Here is a 23947-nt window from a genome sequence, read left to right on the forward strand (position 1 = left end):
GGTATTTTAATTTATTGGTTAAGATTTATCTTCAAAATCCTCCTTTAATTGTTGAATATTAAACTTTTTCATAGCGGGCTATGGTTTCAATACTTAGATTATTAAAAACTTTATTGTAAAATTCAGCAGCAGCTTCAGCGCTATATTTTTCAGGGTCAAACCAGAGATTCGGGATTATTTTTTGTGATTCCATTCTTTATCATTTAAATGTAGAAAATCTGCAGGAGGTAGCTTAGTGATTAATTGGTACCACATAGGCGGTTAATTTCTTTATTTTTGGATTCTTAAAGCCGGAAAATTCATACACATCACAAAAGGCATATGAGTTTACCTGGCCTTTTTCTTTCATTTTAAAAGTGCCATTGGCCGAGGCTAGTTTGCCGTGGGTAATAATCTTATCTAATTGCATCTCTATCATTTCAAAATCGGACATACTGCTCATTTCTTCCTTAATGGTAGCTTTCCCTTTATGCCTCTTTCCTCCTACCATATCCCATTCGATATCATCGGTCATACTTTCTAAAATGGCCTCTATATCTCCCTTTTCAAAAGCCCGATTTAATTCCTGAATAAACTTTTCTTTTTCACTCATCTTTTAAAATTTTAATTTTCCAGAATTGAAATGATATTTCCCGAGGGATCTCTAAACCAGGCAATTTGAGGTTCAGTATCCTTCCCCCGGTAGATACCCTTTTGATCAGTTTTTATAGCGCCATCGTATTGCTCAAATTCCACTCCTTTAGAATTTAAACTCTCCACAGCCTTATCGATATTTTCAACCGGGATATTCAAAACGGTAAAACCAGCCGGTTGGTGATCTGATTTGGGATATATAACTATAGGCTTAGCGCCTGAAATTTTAATTTCTATAAATCCCATAGGATCATTTTTAATATTGAAACCCAGAATCTCTTTATAAAATCCCCTCGCCTTCTCAATATCCTTTACGGAAAAACTGCTAAACACCTCCGAAAAATGAAACATCACTTTTTAATTATTTGATTATGATAAATTTACAAGCCTTTACAAAATAATCAGATGGGGGTTTCCGCCAAGTTTTGGGGGTAATTGCGACAAATTTGCAGCGATTTTTAGTATTTTAATCATCTGATTTTTAGAACTTAACTATTGGAGATGAAGAAACATATTTCAATACTTATCCCCAGGGGACACACCAGTCTGGTAAATATCGTGGGGGCCTACCAAATATTTAATCAGGTGAATAGTTTTTTAGAAGGGCGCGGGAAGAAGCCCCTTTTTAAAGTCGAATTAGTTGGGATTTCAAGAATTACCGAGCAAACAAACGGGCTTTTCACTATAAGGCCTGAGAAAATGATCGATGAAATAGACCATACCGATTTAATTATAATTCCAGCTATTCACGATCAGCCAGATATTGCTTTAGAAAGAAATAAGGACTTTATTCCCTGGTTGATACAACACTATAAAGCAGGCACCGAAGTCGCGAGTTTATGCGTAGCTGCATTCTTCCTGGCCGAAACCGGACTTCTGGACGGTAAACAATGTTCCACACATTGGATTCATGCTGATGATTTCAAATCGCGGTATCCCAAAATAAAATTGATGGCCGATAAAATATTAACTGAAGATTCTGGTATTTATACCAGCGGTGGGGCTTACTCCTATCTAAATCTGTTACTCTATCTTATTGAAAAATATGCTGGTAGAGAATTAGCCATTCTTACTTCGAAAACATTTATGATAGAAATGGATAAGGCCGAACAATCAACTTTTCGCATTTTCGAAGGCCAGAAAGACCATGACGATTTGATCGTATTGAAAGTTCAAAAGTATATTGAGTCAAATTTCCAGGAGAAAATCAATGTGGCCGATCTTGCTGAAAAATTTGCACTCTGTCGCCGTAGCCTGGAGCGTCGATTTAAGAAAGCAACCAACAATACTGTAAATAGTTATATTCAGCGCGTAAAGGTTGAAGCAGCTAAACGCAGCCTGGAGACTAAAAACGATAATGTTGCTGAAATTATGTTTGAAGTGGGGTATTCTGACGAAAGATCATTTCGTCATACCTTCAGGAAGTTTACCGGTATTTCTCCTGTTCAATATCGAAATAAGTATCATCGTACTTTAGCTGATATTGAAAATTAATTTTAGGAACTAAAAGTTTATCGGTTACATTCTACTGGATATTAATCTCCATTAAAAACAAAACCCCTTGATTTCTCAAGGGGTTTGGGCGTTTGTACGCATTTTTCTGGTGACCTCGCCAGGATTCAAACCTGGAACCTTCTGAGCCGTAATCAGATGCGCTATTCAGTTGCGCCACGAGGCCTTTATTTATCGCCTCTCCTTATCCGGATTAGCGGCTGCAAATATATTGTTTATTTTAACTTCTGAAAAGAATCCCGGGATTTTTTTCCCATTAAATTATCTCGGCACTTAAACCCTCGTCCAATAGTTTGCTGCAACGGGGTTTCAGGTCATCATAGGCGCCGGTTTTTACCGTACATTTACCTTTATAATGCACAATTATTGAACACTGCTCGGCCTGCTCGGGCGTATGCTCACAAGCGGCTATCAAACAGTTAATTACGTGGTCAAAGGTGTTATAGTCATCGTTGTATAAAACGATCTCGTTTAATCTGTCTACTTTGGTATCTACTTTTTCCAGTACTTCTTCCTGTGTACTCATCATCTTCATTTTTTAGGGCTTCAAATATACAAAATACTTCTAAAATGCTTAAGCTGAAAACTTTACCGAAACCCATCGATTGCGTTCCAGATGCTCTATATATTCCATATCCAAACTTTCACAAGCCTCCTTAATTACTGGCAGATCTTCTTCGTAAAATCCGCTGAGGTAAATCTCCCCGCCCGATTTCAGGCATTTTCGATATATCGGCAAATCCCTCAACAGGATATTGCGGTTTATATTGGCCAGAATAATATCGTATTCTCTGCCTTCGAGCAATTCGGCTCCCCCCTCCTCTACATTAATATTATCGCAGTCATTGCGTTGCACATTCTCCAGGCTGTTCTGGTAGCACCAATTATCGATGTCTATGGCATCACAAAACTTAGCACCGCGCATTGAGGCTAAAATTGCCAAAACGCCTGTACCACAGCCCATATCAAGTACATCCTTACCCTGAAAATCGTTTTTCAGAATATGTTGAATCATCATATGAGTGGTGGCGTGGTGGCCGGTACCAAACGACATCTTGGGTTCAATCACTATGTCGTACTCCACATCGGGCTCAGGGTGAAAAGGGGCCCGCACACTGCAAATATCATCTACCAGGATGGGGCTGAAGTTCTTTTCCCACTCTTCATTCCAGTTTACCTGTTCGATCTCATTTTTCTCATAAATGATCTCAAACTCTTCCGACTGCAGAATGTGCACATTGGCCAGCAAATCTTCTTCATATTCTTCTACCGGAATATAAGCCGTCACCCCATCTTCAGTCTCCACAAAACTTTCAAAGCCCAGGTAGCCGAGTTCGGCAATAAGTATTTCAGAAGCCGGCTGCAGCGGTTCAATTTTAAACTGAAATTCAAGATAATTGGTCGCCATTTCTAGAAAGATTCAACGATCACAAGAAAATCTTCTGCTTTAAGGCTGGCTCCGCCAATAAGTCCGCCATCTACATCTTCTTTAGCGAAGATTTCAGCTGCGTTATCGGGTTTTACACTTCCACCGTAAAGAATAGAAACATCGTTAGCAATATTATCATTAAAATGTTTAGCGATGCTTTTTCTAATAAAAGCGTGCATTTCCTGGGCCTGCTCTGGCGAAGCGGTTTCCCCGGTTCCTATAGCCCAAACCGGCTCATAGGCCAAAACTACATTTTCCCAGGCATTTTCATCGATCTGGAAGAGGCTCTCCTTAAGTTGCTTCTCTACCACTTCAAAATGCTTTTCATTTTTGCGGTCCTGCAGTTCTTCCCCGAAACAAAAGATAATTCGCATCTCGCTTTCCAATGCAGCATTTACCTTGCTGGCAAGAATTTCGTTGGTTTCCCCAAAATGGGCCCGGCGCTCGCTATGTCCTAAAATCACGGTGTTTACCCCAATGCTTTTAAGCATTTTGGCCGACACCTCCCCGGTATAGGCTCCGCTTTCACTTTGATGCATATTTTGGGCAGCCACGATAATAGGTGAATCTTTAAGACTATTGAAGGCCTCGTAAAGATTGGTAAAAGCCGGAGCTACCATCACCTCCGCTTCAGGTTCTTTTACCATTTGAGTTTTTAAATGTCCTAAAAGTTCCTGGGTTTCGGCCAGGTCGTTGTTCATCTTCCAGTTTCCGGCTACTATTTTTTTTCTCATAATTCGATGCTTTAAATTTTTAGTTGGCAGAAGTTTTCCGCGAAAAACAAATATACCGATATAGGCTTAGATAGCCTTCAGGATACAAAGCCTTTCAAGGCTTTTTACAGATTTTTTAAAAATAATTGGGAATGATTTACAATTTAATATCCTCAGCATCAAACCAGTGTTTTTTCTGAGTCACGGTTCCGCGATTTAATACTACAAAGCCGGGATTGGCTCGTACGATGGTCTTTAGAACTGTCTCGTCGCTCTGGTAAAAATCGAATTTTAAATCGTATTGCTGAAGGATCTCCTGCCGGCGATCCTCACCTGAAGCCGTTAAACCATAGACTTTATATCCCTGTTTTATGGCGCGGTCTGAAAGTTCTTTGACCGCCTTATAGCCATCGCGTTCGGTTTTACGCAAATCATAAGCTACGATCAGGAATACTTTTTCGGCTTCCAGTAATTCGTCGGTAAAATCTTCGCCATCCTTTTCTACCTGAAAATCACTTATGGGCGGCTGATATCCCTCTCTTATCATTTTGGTCTCCACGTCTATAAAATCACCTTCTACCTGCGGATAAGCACCATTATTGGTAATAATCACCTCTTCTCCACCTCTTTTGAATTTCCATTTGTATTCATAAAGAGCTCCTTCAGCATCAGCCGGGACTTCCATTTGTTCTTTGATATTTTTTCCTATGGCATAGGCCCTGAAATCAAAAACCGGCAAATGCATCAACACGTGATAGGCGAAAAGGAAACATAGCATAAACGATAAAAAAATGATCCATCGATGCGATGCCGGCACGAACACCGGACTAATATATTTCCGATTAAAAAACAGGATAAGAATAAGTACCAGCAAAATCACGTCTTTATAAAAAGATTGCCAGGGCGTTAGTGGGATAGCGTCACCAAAGCAACCACAATCGGTCACCTTGTTGAAATAAGCTGAATAAAAAGTAAGAAATGTAAAGAAAACGATCATTAAAAGCAGGCTCCAAACCGTGAATTTCGGCAGGTAACCTATGAGCAGCATAATACCGAGCACCAATTCAAAAACCACTATCAAAATCGCTAAAACCAGCGCATAGGGAATTAAAAATTCCAGGTTTAAAACGGTTTCCCCGAAATACTCCTGCAACTTATAAGAAAATCCCAGCGGGTCGTTCAGTTTTATAAATCCCGAAAAAATAAATAAAACTCCAACCAGCACTCTGGAAATTCCTACAAGTAATTTCATCTTTTTTATTTTTTAAAGTTTAAGCCCCGGCTTTTTCATTCATCAGGATAAGCGCAAACACCGAATAATTAATCATATCCTGGTAATTGGCATCGATGCCTTCACTTACCAGGGTTTTTCCTTTATTATCTTCAATCTGTTTGACCCTCAATAATTTCTGAAGGATAAGATCGGTAAGCGAACTTATGCGCATATCCCGCCAGGCCTCGCCGTAATCGTGATTCTTATTCATCATCAATTCTTTGGTTTCGGCGATTTTTTCATCATAAAGCTCTGCAGCGGCATTGGCATCAAGATCGGGCTGCTCGGCGATTCCCATTTCCAGCTGTATGAGCGCCATAACCGAATAGTTGATAATCCCAATAAACTCAGAGCGCTCATCTTCATCTACTTTTCTCACCTCATTCTCCTGAAGTTTTCTAATGCGTTGGGCTTTGATAAAAATCTGGTCGGTAAGCGAGGGAAGCCTAAGGATGCGCCAGGCGCTTCCGTAATCTTTCATTTTATTTACAAACAAGTCGCGGCAGGTTGTGATCACCGCATCATACTGTTTTGAGGTATGCTGCATAAGGAAGTTCTAATTTGCGTAAATTTCGGCCAAATATTTCGATTTTTCAAAGATAGTGAATGCGCTCACTTAAAAAAGTATATCCAAAACCGGCAAAAATCAACCTATGTATATAAACTGCAAAGGCCAACTTGTAGATCTTTCCCGCCCCCGGGTGATGGGAATTTTAAATACCACCCCCGATTCTTTCTATGCTGAAAGCCGAAAAACTTCGGAAGCTGCTCTTCTCGATAAGGCCGGGCAAATGCTGGAAGAGGGTGCCGATTTCCTCGACATTGGCGGTTATTCCAGCAGGCCCGATGCCTCTGAAGTAAGCGAAACCGAAGAACTGGAGCGGGTTGTGCCGGCCATTGAAGCAATTCAGAAACACTTTCCAGAAAGTCTAATTTCCATAGATAGTTTTCGCAGTAAGGTTGCTGAAGCTGGGATTAAAGCCGGGGCAGCGATCATCAATGATATCTCGGCCGGGGAACTTGACCCTGAAATAATGAAAACCGTGGCCCGGCTTCAGGTGCCCTATATTATGATGCATATGCGGGGCAACCCAAAAACAATGAAAGACCTCAACCAATATGAAGATCTTACCCAGGAAGTACTGGAATATTTTTCAGAAAAAATTCAGCAGGCCCGCACCCTGGGGATTAACGACCTGATTCTGGATCCCGGCTTCGGATTTGCAAAAAACATAGAGCAGAATTTTGAGCTGTTTTCAAAAATGGAATTGCTGCAAAATACCCGTTTGCCCTTCCTGGTGGGCATTTCCCGAAAATCGATGATCTATAAAAGTCTTAAAATAAAGCCTGAAGAGGCTTTGCCGGGAACTATCTTCCTAAACAGCATCGCGCTTACCAAAGGCGCCAATATCCTTAGGGTTCACGATGTAAAAGAAGCGGTACACTGTCTAAAATTGTACCGGCTAATTAGTTAACAACAGGATATTTTCTATTTTTACATAAAAGCCCGGCAACTTTGGATATACTTAACCTCAGGATACTAGACATTGTAGACATTGTTAGTGTTGCCCTGTTATTATATTACCTCTACAAACTTATAAAGGGTACGGTTGCGGTCAATATCTTTATCGGGATCGTAATTATTTTGCTGGTTGGTCTACTTACCCAGGTGCTGCAAATGGAACTTCTAAGCAGTGTTTTAGGCGAATTTATAGGTTTGGGAATGTTCGCTCTCATCGTGGTTTTTCAGCAGGAAATCAGGAAGTTTTTGCTGATGATTGGCTCCACCAATTTCACTCAAAAAGGAAAATTTTTCAGGCAGCTTCGCTTTATAAAAGATGACCTGGAGACCTCTACCAATGTTTCGGCTATTGTGAAGGCCTGTGAAACTATGGGCCGCACTTTTACCGGTGCACTGATCGTGATTCAGCGAAGCACCAATCTCGATTTTGTAAAAAATTCAGGAGATTCTATGAATATTGAACTGAATCAGCCTATTATCGAATCTATCTTTTATAAGAATTCGCCTTTACACGATGGTGCTATGGTCGTAGAAGACAATAAAATTACAGCCACCCGGGTGATTTTGCCGGTTTCGAATGACAGGTCTATCCCGCTTAGGTTCGGTTTAAGGCATCGTGCTGCAGTGGGGATTACCGAAAAAACCGATGCGCTGGCTCTTGTGGTAAGTGAAGAGACGGGGCAAATTTCCTATATAAAAGATGGAGAGTTTGTGATGTTCGAAACCGCCACTCAACTGGTTGAAAAACTAAAAACCGATCTTAATTAGAGCGATTCCTCGGCCATAAACTGCACTTCATAAAGTTTACGATAATATCCATTTTCGCGTTGCAGCAATTCGTGATGACTGCCAATCTCCACAATCTTCCCAGCTTCCATTACCATTATCTTATCGGCTTTTTTAATGGTAGCCAGCCTGTGTGCGATTACGATTGAAGTTCTGCCTTTAGTGATCTTATCGGTCGCCTGTTGAATGAGTTGTTCGCTATATGTATCTACAGAAGAAGTCGCCTCATCCAGCACCAGAATACTCGGGTTGCTCATATATGCCCGCAAAAAAGAGATCAATTGTCGCTGTCCCGAAGAAAGCATAATTCCACGCTCCTTAACATTGTAATGATACCCCCCCGGAAGCGTATTGATGAATTCATGAATCCCTATATCCTTAGCCGCCTGGATCACTTCTTCTTCGGTAATTTCAGGATTCTCGAGACTAATGTTATTTAAGATCGTATCGGCAAACAGAAATACATTTTGAAGCACCACGGCTATCTGGGTTCGAAGTGATTTAAGGCTGATGTCCTTAATATCGATCCCGTCTACCAGAATCTGACCACTGTTTATTTCATAAAAACGATTCAGCAAATTGATCACGGTAGATTTTCCTGCTCCCGTAGCTCCTACGATGGCGATGGTTTCACCGGGATTGGCTTTAAAGCTTACTCCTTTTAGAACCTCCTCATCTTCCACATAACTAAAATGCACATCTTTGAATTCGATCTCGCCCTTTAATTTCCCAATTTCAATATGGCCTTCATCGCTTATCGAAGATTGGGTATCGAGTATTCCGAATACGCGATTGGCAGCCACCATTCCCATTTGAAGCGTATTGAATTTATCGGCGATCTGTCTCAAAGGTCTGAACAGCATTTGCGAGAGTTCGATAAAAGCGATGATCATACCCAGGGTGATTCCGTCGTCGGCAAGTACCCGAAGACCCCCAAACCATACGATTAGACCAATGGTTATAGAAGTAGCCATTTCAGCAATAGGGAAGAAAATCGAGTTATACCATACGGTTTTCACCCAGGCTTTGCGATGTTTGTCGTTTATATCCCGAAAATTTTCATACTCGGCCTGTTCTCTGTTGAAAAGCTGCACGATCTTCATCCCCGTGAGCCGTTCCTGCACAAAAGTATTGAGATTGGCAACCTGGGTACGCACTTCTTCAAAGGCTATTTTCATCTTCTTCTGAAAAACCCTGGTCGCATACATAATTAAGGGCAATACGGTAAGCACCAACAGGGTTAGCTCCCAGCTTTGATAGAACATAAAGCTAAGGACCACCAGCATTTTAAGCAGGTCGCTTATAATCATAAATAAACCCTGGCTAAAAATACTTGCGATGGTTTCAATATCGCTCACTGCCCTGGTCACCAAACGTCCCACTGCCGATTTATCGTAGTAGGCCATTTTAAACCTAAGCATATGTTTATAGAGGTTTACCCTAAGATCGCGAACCACCTCCTGCCCCAGCCAGTTGGCATAATAAATAAAGAGAAACTGGAAGATTACTTCAAGGAGCAAAATCCCAGCCATTACGGCTATATAAAACAACAGTAGTTCATTATTAGACGGCGTAATAGCATCGTCTACCGTAACTTTTAAAAGGTAAGGTCTTAAAACTGCAAAAAAGGAAACCAGAATAGCGGCTACCCCCACAAAATAAAAGGTACCTCTATATGGGGAGGTGTATTTCAATAGCCTTTTAAAAAGCTTAAGATCAAATGCGTTTCCGGTTTTATTTGCCATTATTTTCTAATTGATAGCGGGTATTCAACCCCGGTAAGGTATAGACCGTGTGCGGGAACTGAAGCTCCTGCCTCCCCACGGTTTTCACTTTTTATAATTTCGTGCATCGCTTCAACTTCCAATTTTCCAAGACCTATATCGAGCAAGGTACCTACCACGGCGCGAACCATATTCCGAAGAAATCTGTCGGCTGTGATATAAAAAATCAATTTATCGGCTTCCTGAATCCACTCGGCACGGGTGATTCTGCAATTATAGGTTTTTACATCGGTACGGCTTCTGGAAAAACATTTAAAGTTAGTGTATTCCAAAAGGATTTTAGCCGCAAGATTCATTTTTTCCACATCGGGTTTTAATTTCAGGTAGAAAGCCCGGTGTATTGAAAAAGGATCTTTTTGCTGCACTATATGATATTCATAACTACGGCTGGTAGCATCAAATCTCGCGTGGCTTTGGGCCTGCACCTCGAAAATGTTTCTTACCGCGATATCTTTGGGCAGAATTGAATTGAGTTTATACCGAAGTTCTTTAGTATTAATCGGTTCAAAAAAATCAAAATGGGCGAAGATTTGACGGGCGTGCACCCCGGCATCGGTTCTCCCTGCTCCCACTACCTCGGTTGTTCGTCTCAAAATTAAGCTTAAGGCCTGTTCCAGTTTTTCCTGAACCGAAACCGCATTAGGCTGATTTTGCCAACCGTGATAGGCTGTTCCCTGGTATGAGAGTTCGATAAAATACCTCAAGCTTCCGCGATAATTTTTATATTTTCGAGCTGCAAAGATAAGCCAATTATTACAAGGCCAAAGTCAAACCAGTACAGCAGATAATTCAAACTTTAAAAGTTTCAGCATTGAAAAAAATACTACTTCTAAGCGATACGCATAGCCATATAGACGACAGGATTTTACATTATGCTGCCCAGGCCGATGAGATATGGCATGCAGGCGATATTGGAAGCCTGGAGGTGAGCGATGCTCTGAAAAAGATTGCGCCATTAAAAGCCGTGTATGGCAATATAGACGGCGCAGAAATACGAAGAGAATTTCCGCTGAACCAAAGATTTATGTGCGAGCAGGTAGATGTTTGGATAACCCATATTGGCGGCTATCCCGGGAAATATTCTCCGGCGATAAGGGAGGAGATAAAAAAAAATCCGCCTAAAATTTTTATAAGCGGGCATTCACATATTTTAAAGGTGATAAACGACAAGCAACTAAAGCTTTTACATATGAATCCCGGGGCTGCAGGCAAACAGGGTTTTCACAAAAAAAGGACGATGCTTCGGTTTAAAATCGACAAAGCAGAGATCAAGGATCTGGAGGTAATTGAGTTGGAATAATCTCCGGCTAAACCTCACAGATTTTGGAAACCTGCGAGGTTTGCATTCGTGTATTGGTGGCCTCATATAAGGGCATTAAACCAGACAGGTTTCAAAAAAACCTGTCTGGTTTGAAATTTGAAAAAAATCAGCTGAAAATTTATTAAGGGAAATAGCAAACATCAATACTCGTGCATTCGTTGCAAAATTTTTTTATCACCAAAAACTAAAAAAACCCGAAGCTTTCGCTCCGGGTTTTTCACGCACTAATACTACTAAGATGATAGGCTTATCGTAATCGGTCTACAGATTTTACGAGATCTTCGTCCTTTTTAATGGCCTTATTGGCCAAAACAAGAAAAACGATAGAAACGATTGGAAGAAACATCCCAATACCCTTCTCTGAAATTTCCATTTCTCCGGGTAAACTTAGAGACCAATAAACAAACACTCCTAGTAAAAAAAAGTTTAATATGATATTGAGTCGGCCCAGTACAAACTGAAGCTTCCTGTTTTTAAACATAAAAATACTTATCAAAGACAACAAGGCCGATCCCACAAACATAGCCAGAGCTGTAAATACATCGACAGCATAAACCGGTTCCCCGGCAGGATTTTCCCAAAGGGGAATGAAAAATATCAGCACTCCACTTATTAAAGCCGCGATAAATAAGTAAATAGTTTGTATTCTTTGAAGCATATTCTCCCTGAATTCGAAGGCAAAAATAACAGAATCTTTTGAAAATTCATGAGTTGCCAATAAAAATAAAGTTGTATAATTGCAGGAACAATGCGTAACCAGCTCATAGCAGGTTATTTAAAACTCCAATTTTTTTTCGATTCTTCTTCGGAAAAATTTTACAATCAACCCGAACAAAAATTATTATTCAATCAATTCATGTTTGAAATTTCAGAATTAAAAGCTAAAAAGCTACCTGAGCTTCAGGAGATTGCCAAATCTTTGAATGTTCCCAAGTTCAGAACCCTAAAAAAATTAGACCTGGTGTACCAAATTCTGGACTATCAGGCAGCCAACCCGGCAAAAGTAAAAGAGGTTCTTCCCGAAGAATCGGCGAATCCTGCACCTTCTTCAGCTAAACCAACTAAAGAAGAAAAGCCCGAACGCAAGAAAAAGATCGGCAGTGATAAAAAGTCAGCCCGTCACCAAAAACCCACTACTTCGGGTGATGCCGGCGAAGCAAAGGATAACGAACCTAAGAGAGATCACAAGCCAAGAGAAAAGTCTTCAAGAGATAATAAACCCTCGAGAGACAATTCAGCAAAAGAGAAGGATAATGCTCCCCGAAAAGATCATAGATCACAGGAAAACCGCCAGGATAACAGGCAGGATAATCGTGGCAACCGTGACGACAAGAAACCTCAGCGGGATTCTAAAAATGATAACCGCGGAAATAAACACGACAATCGCTCGCAAAACGGTAACCGCGACACCCGCAACCGCTACCGCGAACCCGATTATGAATTTGATGCGATTATAGAAAGCGAAGGAGTTTTGGATATTATGCAGGACAATTATGGTTTCCTGAGATCTTCAGATTACAACTACCTTTCTTCACCCGATGATATCTATGTTTCTCAATCTCAAATTAGACTTTTTGGACTTAAGACCGGAGATACGGTACTTGGGCAAATTCGCCCGCCAAAAGAAGGCGAAAAATATTTCCCGCTTATCAAAATCAATAAGATAAACGGGTTAGATCCACAGGTGGTAAGAGACCGGGTTTCTTTTGAACACCTTACTCCCTTATTTCCGAAAGAAAAATTCAATATAGCCGAAAAACAAAGCACCATGTCTACCAGGATCATGGATTTGTTCTCCCCAATTGGGAAAGGTCAACGTGGAATGATAGTTTCCCAGCCTAAGACCGGGAAAACCATGTTGCTTAAGGATATCGCCAATGCGATTGCCGCCAATCACCCCGAAGTTTACCAAATCGTTTTACTTATAGACGAACGCCCTGAAGAAGTTACCGATATGCAACGCAATGTGCGCGGCGAGGTGGTTTCCTCGACTTTCGACAAGGAAGCCCACGAGCACGTGAGAGTGGCCAATATCGTTTTGGAAAAAGCCAAACGCCTTGTAGAATGTGGTCATGATGTGGTAATTCTTTTAGATTCTATCACGAGACTTGCCCGTGCCTATAACACAGTGCAACCTGCCAGTGGTAAGGTGTTAAGTGGTGGTGTTGACGCTAATGCGCTGCATAAACCAAAACGTTTCTTTGGAGCGGCGAGAAATATTGAAGGCGGAGGTTCGCTTTCTATCATTGCAACCGCGCTAACTGATACCGGATCTAAAATGGACGAGGTGATCTTTGAAGAATTTAAAGGAACCGGTAATATGGAACTTCAATTGGATCGCAAGATCGCTAACCGAAGAATTTTCCCTGCTATCGACCTTACCTCTTCCAGCACCCGTCGCGATGACCTGCTACTGGATGAGAACACCATTCAAAGAATGTGGGTACTTAGAAAATACCTGGCCGATATGAACCCTATCGAGGCTATGGAATTTATCGAAGATCGCATTAAACAAACAAAAAACAACGAGGAGTTTTTGATTTCGATGAACGGATAAGTTTTTAGAAATCAGTAAATAGAAACCGGAGCCTTAATTCTCCGGTTTTTTTATGCCCGGAAATTTGAATTTTATTTGGAAAATGAGTTCGGGCTTAAGTATATTTGTAGCTCAAAGGCGGGAGTAGCTCAGTTGGTAGAGCGTCAGCCTTCCAAGCTGAATGTCGCCGGTTCGAACCCGGTCTCCCGCTCAAAGCCTCATCGAAAGATGGGGCTTTTTTTAAAAGTCCCCATTCCCTACTTCAGCCACAAATTCAGCAGCAAAAGTTCTACTTCTTAAACTTCTGCAAAATCCTGTTAAATGCTGTAAAATAGTAAGCTGCGTCTTGATTTTAATTCTATTTTTAACTCAAACTACTACTTCTATATATTATGAAAAATAAACCCGGAAAGATTCAGGATTTAATCGACTCCCGCTTTTTAAAAGAAAGACAGGTGTTTTTATGGGGTGAGGTAAACGACCGCAGCGCCAAACATGTAATAGACCGACTTCTCTACCTGGATTTAGAAGGTACAGAGGAAATTAAATTTTTTATAAATAGCCCCGGCGGATTCGTAACCGATGGTTTTGCCATCTACGACACCATACAATCCCTTAACTGCGATGTATCTACGATCTGTACCGGCGTGGCAGCCTCTATGGGATCAATTTTACTCTCTGCCGGTAAAAAAGGTCGCAGGTTTATTCAACCACACGCAAGGGTGATGATTCACCAACCCAGCGGTGGTGCCAGGGGTCAGGCTTCAAATATAGAAATCCAGGCCAGGGAAATTTTAAAAATCAAAGAATTAAGCGCGAAAATCCTTGCAGAAAACTGCGGCCAAAGCGTTGATAAGGTCATGAAAGATTTTAATAGAGATCATTGGATGGATGCGCAGGAATCTGTGGAATATGGAATTGTGGACGGAATAATTACAAAAGATGGAAATTAAACATAAAGAAAATGACAGCCGCGGAATGTTTTACGTGGAAAACGAAAAAGGCATTCAGGCCGAACTCACTTACGAACTAAGAGAAAACAATATACTTGTTATAGATCATACCGAAGTAAAACCTCACCTCGAAGGCAAAGGTGTGGCCTCAAAACTGGTTGAAAAAACCGTGCATTACGCCAGAGAAAACAATTATAAAATCGATCCTCTCTGCCCTTATGCTGAAGTTCAGTTTGAAAGGAATAAATCCTACAGTGACGTTAAGACTTAAAATTGCACCCTAAACCTACCCAATGAACCTACACAAAATAGTTTTTATACTGCTTGGCATCCTTATGCTGGCATCCTGCAAAAATGAACCCAACAGGGCTCCGGGAATTGAAACTTCTGTAACCGAACAAAAGGAAATCAACGAACTCACATCGTCTGAGTTTGTCAGGGCCGCTTTCGAAAAATCCTCCGATTCAAGTTCAATAGGGAATATGGCCCTGAAAAATTTTTCAGCTATTTCTGAATTTTATCAAAACAGGGATTATCAACCGGTTTGGAATGACCGGGGGCTTAGAGAAGACCTTTTCAGAAGTATTGAAGCCGCACCTGAAGAAGGCTTGAACTCTGAAGATTATCACCATTCTTATTTAGAACAGGCTCTGGCGCATCTTGCCGACCTCGATGAAGAAGAACTGGGCCTAACCGAAATTATACTTACCGATGCATTTTTTCGCCTCTCCAGCCATATCGAGGCAGGAAAAGTAAATCCTAAAGATTTATACGGAATCTGGGATGTGGAAGTGAACCAGCCAAACCCAGCACAGCTTTTAAACACTGCCGTTGCCCAAAACAACCTGCAAAAAGTGCTGGATTCTATTAAACCCAAACACAGCGTTTACCAGGGCTTAAAAAAATCTTTAAAAGATTACCGGGAACTTGCCGCCAGTGAGGATAGTTTAATAAAAATTGAAGAGGGCGAAAGCATAAAGCCGGGTGAGGAAGATCCGCGTTTAAAATCTATTGCGAGAAGATTGCAGCAATTGGGTTATTACAAGGAATTTTCGGCCGATAGCGCTTTGGTTTATAATGAAAATTTTCAAAAAGAAGTAGAGCGTTTCCAACGCCAGTATGGGATTGAAGGTGATGCGGTTATTGGCAAAGGCACCATCGAAAATTTAAATCGTTCGGCAAAAGACCGGTATTTACAAATCCTGGCAAACCTGGAACGTTGGCGCTGGTATCCCAGAGACCTTGGGGAGCATTATATCATAGTAAATATCCCAAATTACCGGCTACACATAGTGAAAGACGGCGACACCATTGCTTCCCACCGAACAATGGTTGGAACCGAGGCCCGTAAAACTCCGGTATTTTCAGATGAAATTGAACATATCGTGTATAACCCCACCTGGACGGTGCCGCCTACTATTAAAAAGAACGACGTTCTCCCTTCAGCCAGAAAAGATGCTTCTTATTTTGCTAAAAAGAATATGAGCGTTTTCGATGGTAGCGGAAACCGGGTAGACCCGATGCAGGTAGACTGGAAAAACGGCAAGGCGGCCGGCTATACTATACGACAGGAAGCCGGAGCCGCAAATCCTTTGGGTAGGGTAAAGATTATTTATCCCAATCCGCATATGATTTACCTGCACGATACTCCTTCCAAAAAATTATTTGAACGCGACAGCCGGGCTCAAAGCTCGGGTTGCGTAAGAGTAGATGACGCCATTGGTTTATCGAAATATTTACTGAGCAATAACCCAAAATATACTGATGAAGAAGTTGAAAAAATCATCAATTCAGGTAGGACCACAACAATAAAGGTGACGCAACCCGTGAGGGTGCATCACCTTTACTGGACGGCCTGGCGTGAAAACGACAGCACCTTTTTTGCTTATGATGTTTACAAACACGACCAGCGACTGGCCGAACTGCTTGCTGCTAATTAGTTAAGCAGACTGGATTTTTGCAGGTAGTTTTCATCATCTTTATGAATGAATACTACCGATTCTCCTTTGATTAGGTGAATAAGGTCTTTGGCAATTGTATTGGGTACCGCAGGACAACCGTAGCTTCTACCAAGTCGCCCCAGGCGGTTAATCACTCCCGGTTCGGCATAATCTGACCCGTGAATCACCACATAACGTTTTCTGGCGTTGCTGTTAAAACCTTTCTCCATCCCATCGATAAAAAGAGAAAGTCCGTTTTTTCCGTAATAAGTTTCAGCTGTAACGTAAAAGCCAAGAGAACTTTGAAGTGAGTTTACCGTATTAGAAAATTTGGTAGCAAATTCACCACCGGTATTTTTTCCGTGGGTTACATAGGTATGATATAAAACTTCTTTATTTTCCATATCCATAATCCACATTCGTTTTTTCTTTGAGGAAAGTCCGAAATCAATTACGGTTAGCAATTTATTTTTAACCAGATTCTTGTTTTCCAGTTTTTCATAACCCTTCATAGCTCTCTCAAAAATAGTGAGAGCCGGAAGCGAATTGGCATTTTCTGCAAATTCTGAATACAGGTTTTCCACCTTCTCGGCGAAAAGCAACTCAGGTTCAGGGTTTAAAACAGAAGCCGAAACTTCGGGGATTTCAGAAACCGGTCTGGTTTCATTAGAATTGGTAAATGCGAAGGAAAATAATAATACTGCTACTACAGTCATCGTCTTATACATCATACAGTAAATTTTATGAACCACAACTAAAAGCCTGAGGTTCAGATTAGAAAATCATTTTAGTTAATCCCAAAAGGAGATTAAAGCTTTGTTAATATATTCCAAATGTGGTGCCAACATACAATTTTTTGTTTTTAATTGGTAATGAGCAGTCTTAAAATCCAAATTTTAACATTACTGAGCTCAATTATCTTAAAAACAGGGCTTTGAAGGCCGTATGCTATTCCATCTAACGCAAAATGAAAATGATTATTTCACGAATTGCAAAAGGAAATTTGTTAAAATTTTAATGTTCTAAACCAATAAGTACAAGTACCATACCATGAGAGGAGGAAAGAATTTTTTAAGATTGATCATCGCAGCCGGAATTATCATTTTTGGTGTGATTAAGTTTTGTTCTTCTGCTGAAGATAATCCCTATACCGGGGAAACCCAGTATGTAGATCTTACGGCCGAGGAAGAAATCGCGCTGGGAGAGCAAAGTACCCCGGCTATGTTACAGGAATACGGAGGTTTATCTAGTTCTTCGGCCGATCTTCAGAGAATCAGAACTATCGGAAACCGGTTGGTAGAAAACAGCATTGCTTCCTCTTCGCCTTATAAATACGAGTTTTACCTGCTGGCCGATCCCAATACCGTAAATGCTTTTGCACTCCCCGGCGGACCGGTTTTTATCACAGAGGCCTTATACTCCCGCTTAAGCAACGACGATCAAATTGCTGGGATCCTGGGGCACGAAATAGGACATGTAATAGGAAGACATTCAGCCGAACGCCTGGCCAAGCAAGGATTTACGAACTCTATTATCACAGGAGTAGCAGTGGGTTCGGGGTCGCATGAAGCCACCCAGGCCGCGGCCGTTGTGGGCAACCTGGTAAATATGAAGTACGGTCGCAGCGATGAACTGGAGAGCGATCATTTAGGAGTTAAAATTATGATCAATTCGGGCTATAATCCTGAAGCTTTAATCGAGGTGATGCAAATTTTAAAAGAAGCTTCGGGAGGTAATCGCGTGCCCGAATTTCAAAGCACTCACCCCGACCCTGAAAACCGTATTGAAAAAATAAAGGAAGCCATAGAACAATACCAATAAATCCCTGTTGGGAGCTGGGTCTCCCGGAGAAACTTATTATCTTTATCGCTTAATTTTTTTGAAACCAGTTATGAATAAGAAAGTATTATTAATGATTCTTGACGGATGGGGTCTCACGCAAGATCCTGAGGTTTCGGCTATTGCAAAGGCCAAAACTCCGTTTATGGATGAGATCACCGAAAAATATCCGCACGCCGAATTACGCACCGATGGAATGAATGTAGGTCTACCCGAAGGCCAAATGGGAAATTCGGAAGTGGGACATATGAATTTGGGCGCCGGTCGTATCGTTTACCAGGATTTGGTAAAGATCAATATGGCCGTAGAAAAAAATACGCTTATAGACGAGCCGGTTTTGGAAGAAGCATTTACCTATGCTAAAAAGAACAACAAACCCATTCACTTTATGGGGTTGGTGAGTGATGGCGGGGTGCACTCACACATCAACCACCTGAAAGGTTTATTAACCGCTGCTGAAAATTACGGAGTTAAAGAAAAGTACGTTCACGCTTTTACCGATGGCCGCGATGTAGACCCACACTCAGGAAAAGGTTTCATTGCCGAGCTCGAAGAACATCTTAAAAACACCAATGCTAAACTGGCTTCGGTAATTGGTCGTTATTTCGCAATGGATCGCGATCGCCGCTGGGAACGGGTGAAAAAAGCTTACGATCTTATCGTAAAGGGAGTTGGAACAAAATCTACCAACGCCCAGGAAACCATAGAAAATTCCTATAAAAACGGCACCAGCGATGAATTTATAGAACCTATAGTGTTAACCGACAACGCGGGGAATCCGGTGGCTACTTTGAAAGATAAAGAAGTGGTGATTTTCTTCAATTTTAGAACCGATAGAGGTAGGCAGCTTACTCAGGCCTTAACTCAGGATGATTTCCCTGAGTACGATATGAAAAAAATGCCGTTATACTATGTTACTCTAACCAAATATGATGACAGGTTCGAGAATGTGTATGTGGTTTATAAAAAAGACAATATAAAATCTACTTTAGGAGAGGTTTTGGAATACACCGGAAAAAAGCAAATTCGTATTGCCGAAACCGAAAAATACCCCCACGTGACTTTCTTTTTTAACGGTGGCAGAGAAAAACCCTTTAAAGGCGAAAAGCGAATTATGTGTAACTCGCCTAAAGTGGCAACCTACGATCTTCAGCCCGAGATGAGCGCCTATGAAGTAAGAGATAAAATCATTCCTGAAATCGAGAAAGAATCGGCCGAGTTTATTTGTTTGAATTTCGCCAATCCCGATATGGTTGGTCATACCGGAGTTTTTGATGCAGCGGTGAAGGCGGTAGAAACCGTAGATGAATGTGCCGGGGCCGTAGCCAAAGCAGCTCAAGACCACGGATACAGCATTCTGGTTATCGCCGACCACGGAAATTCGGAAGTGATGATAAACCCCGATGGCAGCCCCAATACGGCCCATACTACCAACCCGGTGCCGCTTATTTTAATAGATGAAGATATAAAACAAATTAAAAGCGGTAAGCTTGGCGATATAGCTCCGACTATCCTTCAGTTAATGGGAATAGACAAGCCCGATTTAATGACTCAGGATTCTTTAATTTAAATTTGATGATCGTAAACAAAACCCTGCTATTAAGTATAGCTTTTTTTATTGCATTACTTTCAGGTGAGCAAAAGACCAAAGAAACAGAGAACCAGGAAATTTTACTGGGATATTTCAAGAAGGAAGACTTAATGCAAAGACCTCATTCGGCCTGGTTTAATGCGGGCTATAAGCATTATAAACCCAAGGCTAAGGCTTTAAAAATCATTCAGGAAAATATTCATGATTATGAGATAAAACTGATTATGGGTACCTGGTGTGCCGATAGCCAATATGAAGTCCCTCAGTTTTACAAATTACTGGATATCACAGGTTTCGACCAGGATAAGTTGCAGGCTTATGCTGTAGACGAGTACAAAGTGGCCGGCGACAAGGTGGCCGATTCCTACGATGTTGAACTGGTGCCTACCATTATTTTTTATAAAGATGGAAAGGAAGTAAACCGCTTTGTAGAATATGCCGTAGATAACCTGGAAGAGGATATCGCTAAAATTGTGAGCGGAAAAAAATATGAGCATAGCTATTTCGGATTTTAAGGGAGAACCCCAAATTGAAATCTGCCATTTCTTTTTAAATTTGCACTATGTCTAAAACGCTTACCATTGCAGTTGATTTTGACGGAACCATTGTGGAAAATAAATTTCCCGAGATAGGCAAACCCAAACTCTTTGCTTTTGAAAGTTTAAAAAAACTTCAACAGGAAGGACATCAGCTAATTCTCTGGACGTATCGCTACGGAATTAAGCTCGAAGAAGCCGTTGAATTTTGTAGAAAAAACGGGTTGGTATTTTATGCGGTTAACCAAAGCTATCCCGAAGAGGATTTCGATATGGAAATAAGCAGAAAGATCCTGGCCGATATTTTCATCGATGACCGTAATTTCGGCGGAATGCACGGTTGGGGTGAGATCTATCAGGAGCTTAGCAATGGCAATTCAAAACCTAAAAGAAAGAAATCTGGCCTTTTTGGCCTTTTCAATTAATTAATATGATTATACCCAAAACTAAAGAGCAGATAGAACTGCTTAGGGAAAGCGCTCAAATAGTTTCAAAAACCCTGGGAATGCTGGCTTCAGAAATAAAGCCGGGGATAACCAGTTTATACCTCGATAAGCTCGCCGAAGAGTTTATTCGGGACCATGGCGCAGAACCCGGATTTTTGGGAATGTACGATTTCCCGAATTCGCTTTGTATGAGCCCAAACGCCCAGGTGGTTCACGGGATACCCAATGATAAACCCCTGGAAGAGGGCGACATCATTTCTATAGACTGCGGGGCCTATAAAAACGGCTATTACGGGGATCACGCCTATACTTTCGAAATTGGCGAGGTTGCCCCCGAAGTAAAAGAATTGCTCAAAGTTACCAAAGAATCCCTGTATGTGGGAATTCGGGAATTTAAGGCAGGTAACCGTGTGGGCGATGTAGGTTATGCCATTCAGCAATATACCGAAAGTCGTGGCTATGGCGTGGTGCGCGAGTTGGTAGGTCACGGCCTGGGAGAAAAAATGCACGAAGATCCTGAAATGCCTAACTACGGAAAACGTGGAAGAGGCAAAAAATTTATCGAAGGAATGGTCGTTGCCATAGAACCTATGATAAACCTGGGCACCCGAAGAATAAATCAGTTACCCGATGGTTGGACGATTCTAACCGCCGACAATAAACCCAGCGCGCATTTTGAACACGATGTAGCTCTGGTTGATGGAAAACCGCAGTTGCTTTCTACTTTTAAGTATATTTATGAAGCCCTGGGGATTGAGAGTGATGAAGAAGATGAATTTACAGCCGTACTAAATGATAAAGAGCTTTAGACAGGAGCAATGGAAAACCCTGCACAAAGACGAATGGAAAGATCGATTTGTCTATAAGGTTTCCAACTTCGGAAGAATTTTAAGCTTCCTAAAAAACCCTGAAGGGGTTTTGGTAAAAGGTGGCCGTGTTGGTGGTTATCTTAATTTTGGCGTTCGGCTGAAAAATGGAAAGCACAAAACCTACTATATTCACCGGGTTGTAGCCGAATTATTTCTTCCCAAACCTGAGAATGCCCGCTACGTGGTGCATAAAAACTTTATTAAGGATGATAACCGGGTTGATAACCTGGCCTGGATGACTAAAGAAGAATGGGTAAAACATCAATACGATAGTCCTAAAGTAAAAGAAAACAAACGCAAGCGAAAACTGCGAAAAGTAGTAAGCTATTCCAAACTTACCTATGCGCAGGCGGTGATCCTGAAAAAGAAATTACTCGATCCCAATAGAAAAACCCGCATTAAGGTTCTGGCCAAACAATTTGGTGTTTCCGAGATGCAACTCTACCGAATAAAATCGGGTGAAAACTGGGGCGATATCGAAGTTTGATGAAAAAAATTTTTAAATTTTTTCTGAATAAAATTCCCCGACCACTACTTATCAGGTTTAGTTATCTGGTACGTCCTTTCTTAAAAATCTGGCTTAAAGGAAAGCGTTATACCGACCCAATAGACGGAAGTAGTTTTAGAAATTTTTTGCCGTACGGTTATGTAAAGCAACGGGAAAATGTACTCTCCCCCTCTACCCTCTCCCTGGAACGTCACCGGCTCTTATGGTTATATCTTACAAATGAGACTTCCTTTTTTAGTGCTCCACTAAAAGTTCTTCATTTCGCACCAGAACAGGCTTTTTATAATCGCTTCAGAAAACTTAAAAATTTAGATTACACAACAACCGATCTTAATTCCCCGCTGGCCGATGTGAAGGCTGATATTTGTGATCTTCCTTTTAAAGAGGCTGAATTCGATTTTATCCTCTGCAATCACGTGTTGGAACATATTCCTGATGACACCAAAGCAATGCAGGAACTTTACCGTATTTTAAAACCGGGAGGCACTGCTATTCTCCAAATTCCGCAGGAATTGGAAAGAGAAACAACCTTTGAAGACGACAGCATCACCGATCCTAAAGAACGCGCCAGGATCTTTGGTCAATACGATCACGTAAGGGTTTACGGCAGGGATTATTTCGATAAACTTAGAAGTATAGGCTTTAGAGTAGAAGAAGTAGATTATACCAGCAAATTAACTCCACAGGAAGTTGATAGATATAGGTTGGCCCAGGGCGAGCTTATTCCGGTTTGCTTTAAAGATTAATCCTCAATAAGGGCCTGTTCAAATCCAGGGCTGGCAAAGGTTTTAATCTCCTCCCCGTCAGCTTCAGAATAAATAAAATAGACATCAACCATTTCCAGGTTTTCGAGCATTTCGAGCGAGCGTTCATAACCCAGGGCCATAAAGGCAGTAGCATAGGCATCGGCCAGCATACAGTTTTCAGCCAGCACCGAGACGCTTAACAAATTGCTTTGTTCTGCCCTGCCGGTAATGGGATTTATGGTATGCACAAATCTTTGCCCGCTCACCGAATCGGTTCTGAATTTTCGGTAATTCCCCGAAGAGGCCATAGCCCTATCTTTAAGCGCCAGAATAGTAAATAATTTTCGTTCACCTTCCTTTTGGTTGGGGTCGTCTATTGCGACAATCCAATCGGAATCTTTCTCGAGGTTACGGCCTTTAGCCACCAATTCTCCGCCAAGTTCTATGAGGTAATTTATAACATTTTTTCCATCTAAATATCTTGCGATTACATCCAAAGTGAAGCCTTTGGCGATGGCATTAAACTCAAGATACATTCCCCGATTTTCAAACTTTATTCTATTATCCCGGCTTAATTGTACCTTATCAAATCCCACCAGCCCTTTTAAAGAATCGAGTTGAATTGAATCAAGCCTCTTTAAAGGCTTATCGGCGCCAAACCCGTAGGCATTGACTAAATTTCCCACAGTGGGATCAAAAAAGCCTCCACTTTGCGTATATACCTTTTCTGAAGCCTTAAAAACTTCCCTGAAATTTTCATCTACCTGAATACTGCTGTCTCCCGCATTGATTCGGGAAATATCAGAATCGGGCAAATAGGTACTCATCGACTGATTAATACTTCGGAAAATTGAATCCAAAGCCTTGTTGAGTTCAATTTCTTTTTCTGAATAATATTTGATCTGATAAGTGGTTCCCAATGCCTCTCCTGTCGCTATGCGTTGAGAATTTTCGTCTTTGCAGCTAATTACAACTGAAGCGAAAAAAAATAATAGAAGTAATTTTTTCAT

The 23947-nt window shown here is 41.3% G+C and carries 28 protein-coding genes and 2 tRNA genes; 16 read left to right on the plus strand and 14 right to left on the minus strand.

Annotation, left to right across the window (positions count from 1 at the left end; translation table 11 throughout):
* Positions 1–58: 58 nt before the first annotated feature.
* Genes ACW6QP_RS06995 through ACW6QP_RS07005 form a run of 3 tightly spaced genes read right to left on the minus strand, consistent with a single transcriptional unit; the run spans position 59 to position 984 of the window.
* The gene (locus tag ACW6QP_RS06995) at positions 59–193 is read right to left on the minus strand and encodes a VOC family protein (RefSeq protein ID WP_457910144.1); all 135 of its coding nucleotides are present in this window, start codon (positions 191–193) and stop codon (positions 59–61) included.
* Positions 194–232: 39 nt separating this feature from the next.
* Positions 233–592 (minus strand): nuclear transport factor 2 family protein, encoded by a 360-nt coding sequence (locus tag ACW6QP_RS07000; RefSeq protein WP_457910145.1) that lies wholly within the window; start codon positions 590–592, stop codon positions 233–235.
* Between the two features lie 11 nt (positions 593–603).
* Positions 604–984, minus strand: coding sequence for a VOC family protein (locus ACW6QP_RS07005; protein WP_457910146.1), 381 nt, complete (start codon positions 982–984; stop codon positions 604–606).
* Between the two features lie 150 nt (positions 985–1134).
* Between ACW6QP_RS07005 and ACW6QP_RS07010 the strand changes: the two genes are divergently transcribed.
* Positions 1135–2127 carry a GlxA family transcriptional regulator gene (locus ACW6QP_RS07010; protein ID WP_457910147.1) on the plus strand — a complete coding sequence of 331 codons (993 nt, stop codon included), beginning with the start codon at positions 1135–1137 and terminating at the stop codon, positions 2125–2127.
* 107 nt (positions 2128–2234) lie between these two features.
* On the opposite strand, the gene ACW6QP_RS07015 is transcribed toward ACW6QP_RS07010, so the two are convergent.
* The 6 genes from ACW6QP_RS07015 to ACW6QP_RS07040 form a co-directional block, all read right to left on the minus strand.
* Positions 2235–2311, minus strand: a tRNA-Arg gene (locus tag ACW6QP_RS07015).
* A gap of 90 nt (positions 2312–2401) precedes the next feature.
* Positions 2402–2671, minus strand: a complete 270-nt coding sequence (locus tag ACW6QP_RS07020) for an ATP-dependent Clp protease adaptor ClpS (protein ID WP_457910185.1) — start codon at positions 2669–2671, stop codon at positions 2402–2404.
* A 48-nt stretch (positions 2672–2719) separates the two neighbouring features.
* A complete protein-coding gene (gene prmA, locus ACW6QP_RS07025; protein ID WP_457910148.1) occupies positions 2720–3553 on the minus strand; it encodes a 50S ribosomal protein L11 methyltransferase in 834 nt (277 codons plus the stop codon).
* Positions 3554–3555: 2 nt separating this feature from the next.
* The gene (gene tpiA, locus ACW6QP_RS07030; RefSeq protein ID WP_457910149.1) at positions 3556–4308 is read right to left on the minus strand and encodes a triose-phosphate isomerase; all 753 of its coding nucleotides are present in this window, start codon (positions 4306–4308) and stop codon (positions 3556–3558) included.
* Between the two features lie 136 nt (positions 4309–4444).
* A complete protein-coding gene (locus ACW6QP_RS07035) occupies positions 4445–5539 on the minus strand; it encodes a BT_3928 family protein (protein WP_457910150.1) in 1095 nt (364 codons plus the stop codon).
* 19 nt (positions 5540–5558) lie between these two features.
* Positions 5559–6107 (minus strand): DUF1599 domain-containing protein, encoded by a 549-nt coding sequence (locus ACW6QP_RS07040; protein ID WP_457910151.1) that lies wholly within the window; start codon positions 6105–6107, stop codon positions 5559–5561.
* 106 nt (positions 6108–6213) lie between these two features.
* Between ACW6QP_RS07040 and folP the strand changes: the two genes are divergently transcribed.
* A complete protein-coding gene (folP, locus tag ACW6QP_RS07045; RefSeq protein WP_457910152.1) occupies positions 6214–7035 on the plus strand; it encodes a dihydropteroate synthase in 822 nt (273 codons plus the stop codon).
* A gap of 41 nt (positions 7036–7076) precedes the next feature.
* Positions 7077–7850: a diadenylate cyclase CdaA gene (gene cdaA / locus ACW6QP_RS07050; RefSeq protein WP_457910153.1), complete on the plus strand. Its 774-nt coding sequence runs from the start codon at positions 7077–7079 to the stop codon at positions 7848–7850.
* On the opposite strand, the gene ACW6QP_RS07055 is transcribed toward cdaA, so the two are convergent.
* Together ACW6QP_RS07055 and truA are read right to left on the minus strand one after the other, a co-directional pair.
* Positions 7847–9613 carry an ABC transporter ATP-binding protein gene (locus ACW6QP_RS07055; RefSeq protein ID WP_457910154.1) on the minus strand — a complete coding sequence of 589 codons (1767 nt, stop codon included), beginning with the start codon at positions 9611–9613 and terminating at the stop codon, positions 7847–7849. The genes cdaA and ACW6QP_RS07055 overlap by 4 nt on opposite strands.
* The gene (gene truA, locus ACW6QP_RS07060; protein WP_457910155.1) at positions 9613–10356 is read right to left on the minus strand and encodes a tRNA pseudouridine(38-40) synthase TruA; all 744 of its coding nucleotides are present in this window, start codon (positions 10354–10356) and stop codon (positions 9613–9615) included. Before truA ends, ACW6QP_RS07055 begins: the two co-directional genes overlap by 1 nt.
* Before the next feature lie 107 nt (positions 10357–10463).
* Between truA and ACW6QP_RS07065 the strand changes: the two genes are divergently transcribed.
* A complete protein-coding gene (locus ACW6QP_RS07065; RefSeq protein WP_457910156.1) occupies positions 10464–10952 on the plus strand; it encodes a metallophosphoesterase family protein in 489 nt (162 codons plus the stop codon).
* 268 nt (positions 10953–11220) lie between these two features.
* Here the strand turns inward: ACW6QP_RS07065 and ACW6QP_RS07070 are convergent, their stop codons facing one another.
* Positions 11221–11631, minus strand: a complete 411-nt coding sequence (locus tag ACW6QP_RS07070; RefSeq protein ID WP_457910157.1) for a DUF4293 domain-containing protein — start codon at positions 11629–11631, stop codon at positions 11221–11223.
* A gap of 198 nt (positions 11632–11829) precedes the next feature.
* Here ACW6QP_RS07070 and rho point away from each other — a divergent pair, with 198 nt between their 5' ends.
* The 5 genes from rho (at position 11830) to ACW6QP_RS07095 (ending at position 16402) form a co-directional block, all read left to right on the plus strand.
* Complete coding sequence (gene rho, locus ACW6QP_RS07075) at positions 11830–13530, plus strand: transcription termination factor Rho (protein ID WP_457910186.1); 1701 nt, start codon at positions 11830–11832, stop codon at positions 13528–13530.
* A 117-nt stretch (positions 13531–13647) separates the two neighbouring features.
* Positions 13648–13720 (plus strand) — tRNA-Gly (locus tag ACW6QP_RS07080).
* A gap of 181 nt (positions 13721–13901) precedes the next feature.
* Positions 13902–14462 (plus strand): ClpP family protease, encoded by a 561-nt coding sequence (locus ACW6QP_RS07085; protein WP_457910158.1) that lies wholly within the window; start codon positions 13902–13904, stop codon positions 14460–14462.
* The gene (locus tag ACW6QP_RS07090; protein WP_457910159.1) at positions 14452–14733 is read left to right on the plus strand and encodes a GNAT family N-acetyltransferase; all 282 of its coding nucleotides are present in this window, start codon (positions 14452–14454) and stop codon (positions 14731–14733) included. Before ACW6QP_RS07085 ends, ACW6QP_RS07090 begins: the two co-directional genes overlap by 11 nt.
* 22 nt (positions 14734–14755) lie before the next feature.
* On the plus strand, positions 14756–16402 hold the full coding sequence (locus tag ACW6QP_RS07095) for a L,D-transpeptidase family protein (protein WP_457910160.1): 1647 nt from the start codon (positions 14756–14758) through the stop codon (positions 16400–16402).
* On the opposite strand, the gene ACW6QP_RS07100 is transcribed toward ACW6QP_RS07095, so the two are convergent.
* Positions 16399–17133 (minus strand): murein L,D-transpeptidase catalytic domain family protein, encoded by a 735-nt coding sequence (locus ACW6QP_RS07100; RefSeq protein WP_457910161.1) that lies wholly within the window; start codon positions 17131–17133, stop codon positions 16399–16401. The two genes, ACW6QP_RS07095 and ACW6QP_RS07100, sit on opposite strands and share 4 nt — an antisense overlap.
* A gap of 319 nt (positions 17134–17452) precedes the next feature.
* On the opposite strand from ACW6QP_RS07100, the gene ACW6QP_RS07105 reads away from it, so the two are divergent.
* The 7 genes from ACW6QP_RS07105 to ACW6QP_RS07135 all read left to right on the plus strand — a co-directional run bounded on the left by ACW6QP_RS07105 (position 17453) and on the right by ACW6QP_RS07135 (position 22937).
* Positions 17453–18223: a M48 family metalloprotease gene (locus tag ACW6QP_RS07105; protein WP_457910162.1), complete on the plus strand. Its 771-nt coding sequence runs from the start codon at positions 17453–17455 to the stop codon at positions 18221–18223.
* A 70-nt stretch (positions 18224–18293) separates the two neighbouring features.
* Entirely contained in the window at positions 18294–19811 is a 1518-nt protein-coding gene (gene gpmI / locus ACW6QP_RS07110) for a 2,3-bisphosphoglycerate-independent phosphoglycerate mutase (protein ID WP_457910163.1), read from the plus strand.
* Positions 19812–19816: 5 nt separating this feature from the next.
* The gene (locus tag ACW6QP_RS07115) at positions 19817–20347 is read left to right on the plus strand and encodes a TlpA family protein disulfide reductase (protein ID WP_457910164.1); all 531 of its coding nucleotides are present in this window, start codon (positions 19817–19819) and stop codon (positions 20345–20347) included.
* Between the two features lie 47 nt (positions 20348–20394).
* Positions 20395–20793: a BT0820 family HAD-type phosphatase gene (locus tag ACW6QP_RS07120; protein WP_457910165.1), complete on the plus strand. Its 399-nt coding sequence runs from the start codon at positions 20395–20397 to the stop codon at positions 20791–20793.
* 5 nt (positions 20794–20798) lie between these two features.
* Entirely contained in the window at positions 20799–21623 is an 825-nt protein-coding gene (gene map, locus ACW6QP_RS07125) for a type I methionyl aminopeptidase (RefSeq protein WP_457910166.1), read from the plus strand.
* A complete protein-coding gene (locus ACW6QP_RS07130) occupies positions 21607–22170 on the plus strand; it encodes an HNH endonuclease signature motif containing protein (RefSeq protein WP_457910167.1) in 564 nt (187 codons plus the stop codon). Before map ends, ACW6QP_RS07130 begins: the two co-directional genes overlap by 17 nt.
* Positions 22170–22937 (plus strand): class I SAM-dependent methyltransferase, encoded by a 768-nt coding sequence (locus ACW6QP_RS07135; protein WP_457910168.1) that lies wholly within the window; start codon positions 22170–22172, stop codon positions 22935–22937. Before ACW6QP_RS07130 ends, ACW6QP_RS07135 begins: the two co-directional genes overlap by 1 nt.
* On the opposite strand, the gene ACW6QP_RS07140 is transcribed toward ACW6QP_RS07135, so the two are convergent.
* Entirely contained in the window at positions 22934–23947 is a 1014-nt protein-coding gene (locus ACW6QP_RS07140; RefSeq protein WP_457910169.1) for an FAD:protein FMN transferase, read from the minus strand. The genes ACW6QP_RS07135 and ACW6QP_RS07140 overlap by 4 nt on opposite strands.

The organism is Salegentibacter haimaensis (assembly GCF_054121495.1).

What these genes read in the sequence shown, in the direction of transcription:
- ACW6QP_RS07000 (WP_457910145.1), bottom strand. Translation starts at nt 592, where the DNA reads ATGAGTGAAAAAGAAAAGTTTATTCAGGAATTAAATCGGGCTTTTGAA.
- folP (WP_457910152.1), top strand. Translation starts at nt 6,214, where the DNA reads ATGTATATAAACTGCAAAGGCCAACTTGTAGATCTTTCCCGCCCCCGG.
- ACW6QP_RS06995 (WP_457910144.1), bottom strand. Translation starts at nt 193, where the DNA reads ATGGAATCACAAAAAATAATCCCGAATCTCTGGTTTGACCCTGAAAAA.
- ACW6QP_RS07085 (WP_457910158.1), top strand. Translation starts at nt 13,902, where the DNA reads ATGAAAAATAAACCCGGAAAGATTCAGGATTTAATCGACTCCCGCTTT.
- prmA (WP_457910148.1), bottom strand. Translation starts at nt 3,553, where the DNA reads ATGGCGACCAATTATCTTGAATTTCAGTTTAAAATTGAACCGCTGCAG.
- ACW6QP_RS07005 (WP_457910146.1), bottom strand. Translation starts at nt 984, where the DNA reads ATGTTTCATTTTTCGGAGGTGTTTAGCAGTTTTTCCGTAAAGGATATT.
- gpmI (WP_457910163.1), top strand. Translation starts at nt 18,294, where the DNA reads ATGAATAAGAAAGTATTATTAATGATTCTTGACGGATGGGGTCTCACG.
- rho (WP_457910186.1), top strand. Translation starts at nt 11,830, where the DNA reads ATGTTTGAAATTTCAGAATTAAAAGCTAAAAAGCTACCTGAGCTTCAG.
- ACW6QP_RS07055 (WP_457910154.1), bottom strand. Translation starts at nt 9,613, where the DNA reads ATGGCAAATAAAACCGGAAACGCATTTGATCTTAAGCTTTTTAAAAGG.
- ACW6QP_RS07140 (WP_457910169.1), bottom strand. Translation starts at nt 23,947, where the DNA reads ATGAAAAAATTACTTCTATTATTTTTTTTCGCTTCAGTTGTAATTAGC.
- ACW6QP_RS07130 (WP_457910167.1), top strand. Translation starts at nt 21,607, where the DNA reads ATGATAAAGAGCTTTAGACAGGAGCAATGGAAAACCCTGCACAAAGAC.
- ACW6QP_RS07090 (WP_457910159.1), top strand. Translation starts at nt 14,452, where the DNA reads ATGGAAATTAAACATAAAGAAAATGACAGCCGCGGAATGTTTTACGTG.
- ACW6QP_RS07135 (WP_457910168.1), top strand. Translation starts at nt 22,170, where the DNA reads ATGAAAAAAATTTTTAAATTTTTTCTGAATAAAATTCCCCGACCACTA.
- ACW6QP_RS07070 (WP_457910157.1), bottom strand. Translation starts at nt 11,631, where the DNA reads ATGCTTCAAAGAATACAAACTATTTACTTATTTATCGCGGCTTTAATA.
- ACW6QP_RS07040 (WP_457910151.1), bottom strand. Translation starts at nt 6,107, where the DNA reads ATGCAGCATACCTCAAAACAGTATGATGCGGTGATCACAACCTGCCGC.
- map (WP_457910166.1), top strand. Translation starts at nt 20,799, where the DNA reads ATGATTATACCCAAAACTAAAGAGCAGATAGAACTGCTTAGGGAAAGC.
- ACW6QP_RS07115 (WP_457910164.1), top strand. Translation starts at nt 19,817, where the DNA reads ATGATCGTAAACAAAACCCTGCTATTAAGTATAGCTTTTTTTATTGCA.
- ACW6QP_RS07010 (WP_457910147.1), top strand. Translation starts at nt 1,135, where the DNA reads ATGAAGAAACATATTTCAATACTTATCCCCAGGGGACACACCAGTCTG.
- tpiA (WP_457910149.1), bottom strand. Translation starts at nt 4,308, where the DNA reads ATGAGAAAAAAAATAGTAGCCGGAAACTGGAAGATGAACAACGACCTG.
- ACW6QP_RS07095 (WP_457910160.1), top strand. Translation starts at nt 14,756, where the DNA reads ATGAACCTACACAAAATAGTTTTTATACTGCTTGGCATCCTTATGCTG.
- ACW6QP_RS07120 (WP_457910165.1), top strand. Translation starts at nt 20,395, where the DNA reads ATGTCTAAAACGCTTACCATTGCAGTTGATTTTGACGGAACCATTGTG.
- ACW6QP_RS07105 (WP_457910162.1), top strand. Translation starts at nt 17,453, where the DNA reads ATGAGAGGAGGAAAGAATTTTTTAAGATTGATCATCGCAGCCGGAATT.
- ACW6QP_RS07020 (WP_457910185.1), bottom strand. Translation starts at nt 2,671, where the DNA reads ATGAGTACACAGGAAGAAGTACTGGAAAAAGTAGATACCAAAGTAGAC.
- ACW6QP_RS07035 (WP_457910150.1), bottom strand. Translation starts at nt 5,539, where the DNA reads ATGAAATTACTTGTAGGAATTTCCAGAGTGCTGGTTGGAGTTTTATTT.
- ACW6QP_RS07100 (WP_457910161.1), bottom strand. Translation starts at nt 17,133, where the DNA reads ATGATGTATAAGACGATGACTGTAGTAGCAGTATTATTATTTTCCTTC.